This is a genomic window from Mailhella sp. (assembly GCF_057866825.1).
The window spans coordinates 1-4,306 of record NZ_DBMAHT010000150.1; the positions used below are offsets into that span (position 1 = coordinate 1).

A 4,306-nucleotide genomic window follows, 5' to 3' on the forward strand; every position below is an offset into this window, starting at 1 on the left:
GCGCCGAAAAAGCGCTTGGGCCGCTGCAGGGCGTTGGCGTCCAGACCGCCGGAAAGCACGCGGCCGCTGGAGGGGGTCACGGTGTTGTAGGCGCGGCCCAGTCTGGTGATGGAGTCGAGCAGAATGACCACGTCGCGCTTGCGTTCCACGAGGCGCTTGGCCTTTTCGAGCACCATTTCGCACACCTGCACGTGGCGCTGCGGCGGCTCGTCGAAGGTGGAGCTCACCACTTCCGCGTTTTTCACCGTGCGTTCCATGTCCGTGACTTCTTCCGGGCGTTCGTCCACCAGAAGAATGATGAGGTACACGTCGGGATAGTTCGCGTTGATGGCGTTGGCGATGGTCTGGAGCAGTATGGTCTTGCCGGTGCGCGGCGGAGCCACGATGAGGGCGCGCTGTCCGCGGCCGATGGGGGACATGAGGTCGATGATGCGCGACGACATGTTCTTGGGATCGGTTTCCATGCGGAACTGCTGATCGGGATAGACCGGCGTGAGATTGTCGAAAAGCACCAGATGACGGGCGTTTTCCGGCGGCTCGAAACCTATTTCATTGACGCGGACCAGCGCAAAATAGCGTTCGCCCTCCTTGGGAGGACGGATCTGCCCGGACACGCAGTCGCCCTTGCGCAGATGGTAGCGGCGTATCTGGGAGGGGGAGACATACACGTCGTCGGGACCGGGCATGTAGCTGCAGAGCGGGGAACGGAGGAATCCGTAGCCGTCGGGCAGTATTTCGAGCACGCCGTCGCTGTGGATGACGCCGTTTTGCGAGGCGCAGGCCTGCAGCAGGGCAAAGATGAGTTCCTGCTTGCGCATGGAGCTGGCGTTTTCAAGCTGATACTTGTCCGCCAGATCCATGAGATCCTGCATTTTGCGGGTCTTGAGTTCGGTAAGATTCAGGACGCTTTCGTCAAGAATTGGGGCAGATTCTGCAGTTTCGGGCTCGACGGGAGCTTTACGTTTCCGTATGGGCATAGAGATACCACCGGGAAAAGGAGAAAGTACAGGGGACATCACGCCGGAAGGGCGTGAAGACAGGAAAGAAAGAGAAGGGAAAAAGACCGCAGAACAACGGTCAGCGAGAGAACTATAGAGTTTTTTCCCGCCATTGGCAAGTCCCGGAGAGGAACCGGCTATTTTTTGCGGGTGTTGACCACGTTGATGGCGCGCTCGGGGCCGTCCACGGCGAAGCGGATGACGGCGTCGACGATGTTCGGAAAGGTCTTGTTCATGATGTCGCGCTCGGCTTCGCCGAAGCGTCCGAGCACCCAGGGGATGACCTGTTCTCTGTTCTGCGGCTTGCCCACGCCCACGCGCAGGCGATAGAATTCGGGCGTGCCGAGGCGCTGCTGTATGGATTTGATGCCGTTGTGACCGGCCGCGCTGCCGCCTTTTTTGAGCTTGAGCCTGCCCGGTTCGAGATCGAGTTCGTCGTGAACGACGAGCAGCTGTTCGGGCGTCAGGCGATACCAGGCCATGAGCGGCTGCACGGCGTCGCCGCTCAGATTCATGAAGGTCTGGGGTTCGGCCACGAGCCACGTGCCGCCGCCGGGAATCTGAATGCGCCAGAGCAGAGCGTTGAATTTGGAGCCGGAAAGCTGTTCCGGGGCGCGGCCGTTGCCGCGTTCCACTTCTTCGAGCAGGGTCTGCACCGACATGAAGCCGATGTTGTGACGCGTTCCCCTGTACTGGGCTCCCGGATTGCCGAGGCCGACGATAAGTCCGTTGAGATCCATGCGTTGTTCCGAAAAAAAGAGATGAAGTGAGGGCCCGGATTCGGGCGCAACGCGTCGAATGTGCGGCAGAGCGGGGCGGCTGTCAAGTGTTCTTGGCAAGCGGCGGTTCAGATGGTACATCACGAAGGCGGACTTTCCCGCGCAGGACAGAAAAGAAAACGGCAGGAGTGTGATATGCCGCAGTTGTATCGTCTGGATATCGTAGTTCGAGAGGAGTATTTTCCTCTTGCCGAAGCGCTGGTGGCCGAGCACGCCTCGGCGGGATGGGAAGAGGAATCGCTGCCTGACGGCAGCACGCGTTTTCGCATCACCTGCGACGACGAGGATGTGCGGGATCTGACGGCGCAGGTCCTGGCCGAAAAGCTGCCGGACGCCGTGATGAGCCGGGAAACCCTTCCCGACAGGGACTGGCTTTCCGGCTGGCGCAGCTACTTTACGCCCGTGAAGGCCGGGGATTTCCTCATTCTTCCGCCGTGGATGAAGGACGAACCCGCGGAAGGCAGCATACCCATCATCATTGAGCCCAAGTCCGCCTTCGGCACCGGCCATCACCCCACGACCACCATGTGCCTCGAAGCCATGTCGCTGCTGCATCGGGCGGGCGCGCTCAAGGCCGGTCAGCGTTTTCTCGACATGGGCACGGGCACGGGCATTCTCGGCATAGGCTGCGTGAAGCTCGGCCTGTCCGGCTTCGGCGCGGACATCGATCCGCTTTCCATCAGCAATTCGCGGGAGAACTGCGACATGAACGGCGTGTCCGCGCAGTTCGACATTCAGGAAGGCAGCGTGGAACTGGTGCAGGGGCAGACCTTCGACGTGGTCATTGCCAACATTCTCGCCGGACCGCTGAAGGAAATGGCCCCCCAGCTCATGCCGCTGGTCAGGCCGGGCGGATGCCTTGTGCTTTCCGGCTTTTTGTCCGTGCAGGTGCCGGGCATGCTGGAAGCCTACGCGGACATGGGCGAACCGGGTGAGCTGCGCATGCCTTCTCCGGCGAGCGATCCCACGCGTTCGGCCAGCCGCGAGAATCCCGAGGCCGACGACTGGGTGTGCCTGTACTGGCCGCGCGTGAACTGACGAAAACAGCAAAGAAGAGAAGCCGTCGGAACCTTCCGGCGGCTTTTTCCGCATGCGATGCAGACGGAACATGACGAGCTTTTTGTCATGTTCCGTTTCTTTTTGAAACGCAGGCCGCGACGCGAAGCGCAGACGGCGGAATGCTCCGCCAGGCTCCACGGAGATGATGGTGATCTGGCACGGTGCTGCCTGCCGGAGGGGGGAAGGCAGAGGGGATGGAAAAAAAGGTATGCCGCGCAGAAAGCGGGGTCTATCCCTTGCGGAAGAGAATGCGCTGCAGATCGGAGACGGTGGCGATGCCCTTGCTCTTGGGATTCTCCGGGCAGATGATGGGCGAGTAGCCGAGGCGCAGGGCCTGTTTCATGCGCACGTCCTGACCGGATACGGGGCGCACCTGACCGTTGAGGTCCACTTCGCCCCAGAGCACGCAGCGCTCGGGCAGAGGAATGTCGTAGAAGGAGGAGAGCAGGGCCGCCACCAGCGCGAGATCGAGCCCCGGTTCCTGAAGACGCATGCCGCCGCCGACCTTGGCGTAGATGTCCGCCTGACCGAAGTTGAGGCGCAGGCGCTTTTCCAGCACCGCGAGCAGCAGATGCAGTCTGTTCACGTCGAAGCCGAGACCGGTGCGGCGGGGAATGGAAAGATAGCTTCGCGTGGCGAGCGCCTGAATTTCCACGGCAAAGGGGCGCTGACCGTCCACGGCCATGACCACGGCCGTGCCGCTCAGGGAGGTGTCGCGCGCGCCGAGGAAAAAGGTGGAAGGGTCTTCCACGAGTTCCAGACCCTTGCGCGCCATGCGGAAGATGAGCAGTTCCTGATTGGGGCCGAAGCGGTTCTTCAGCACCCGGAGCATGCGGAACATTTCCCGTCGGTCGCCTTCCAGGGAAATGACCGTGTCCACGAGATGTTCCAGAAGACGCGGTCCGGCAAGGGTGCCGTCCTTGGTGACGTGCCCCACCAGCACCAGCGTGGTGCCCGAACGGCGGCAGCGCTCCACAAGTTCCGTGGCCACGGTGCGCACCTGACTCACATTGCCGGGCAGGCCTTCGGCGTTGTCGGAAGCGAGCGTCTGCACGGAGTCCACGATCATGAGGGCCGGGGCCGCGTCGGGATCTTCAAGCACGGGAAACAGGTCTTCCACCCGGCTGGTGGCCACGGCAAGAAGGTTGTCGTGCAGCACGTCGAGGCGTTCCGCGCGGCTGCGTATCTGCGGCAGTGACTCTTCGCCGCTTGCGTAGAGCACGAGCTTGTTTTCCCGCGCCACGGCTCCGGCGAGCTGGAGCAGCAGCGTGGATTTGCCTATGCCCGGCTCTCCGCCCACAAGAATGGCGGCGCCGGGCACAAATCCGTGACCGAGAATGCGGTCGAGCGCGTCGAGTCCCGTGCCGAACGCGGCGTGATCGCTGCACGAGACGCTCGCCAGCGGCTGAATGCGCGTGGCTGAGGCGTGCTTTGCCGCATGAGGCCGAGCCGTGGAAGTCGGGGCAAGGC

General features: G+C 62.4%; 4 protein-coding genes. 1 reads left to right on the forward strand and 3 read right to left on the reverse strand.

Annotation, left to right across the window (positions count from 1 at the left end; genetic code table 11):
- Both rho and pth read right to left on the reverse strand, forming a co-directional pair.
- On the reverse strand, positions 1 to 902 hold a 902-nt coding region (gene rho / locus ACZM96_RS09770), incomplete at its 3' end, for a transcription termination factor Rho (RefSeq protein WP_489488819.1).
- 233 nt (positions 903 to 1,135) lie between these two features.
- Positions 1,136 to 1,738: an aminoacyl-tRNA hydrolase gene (pth, locus tag ACZM96_RS09775; protein WP_294488552.1), complete on the reverse strand. Its 603-nt coding sequence runs from the start codon at positions 1,736 to 1,738 to the stop codon at positions 1,136 to 1,138.
- A gap of 174 nt (positions 1,739 to 1,912) precedes the next feature.
- Between pth and ACZM96_RS09780 the strand changes: the two genes are divergently transcribed.
- Positions 1,913 to 2,815, forward strand: coding sequence for a 50S ribosomal protein L11 methyltransferase (locus ACZM96_RS09780; RefSeq protein WP_489488817.1), 903 nt, complete (start codon positions 1,913 to 1,915; stop codon positions 2,813 to 2,815).
- 250 nt (positions 2,816 to 3,065) lie between these two features.
- On the opposite strand, the gene radA is transcribed toward ACZM96_RS09780, so the two are convergent.
- On the reverse strand, positions 3,066 to 4,306 hold a 1,241-nt coding region (gene radA, locus ACZM96_RS09785), incomplete at its 5' end, for a DNA repair protein RadA (RefSeq protein ID WP_489488818.1).

Coding starts and splice junctions, on each gene's coding strand:
- pth (WP_294488552.1), bottom strand. CDS start 1,738: ATGGATCTCAACGGACTTATCGTCGGCCTCGGCAATCCGGGAGCCCAG.
- ACZM96_RS09780 (WP_489488817.1), top strand. CDS start 1,913: ATGCCGCAGTTGTATCGTCTGGATATCGTAGTTCGAGAGGAGTATTTT.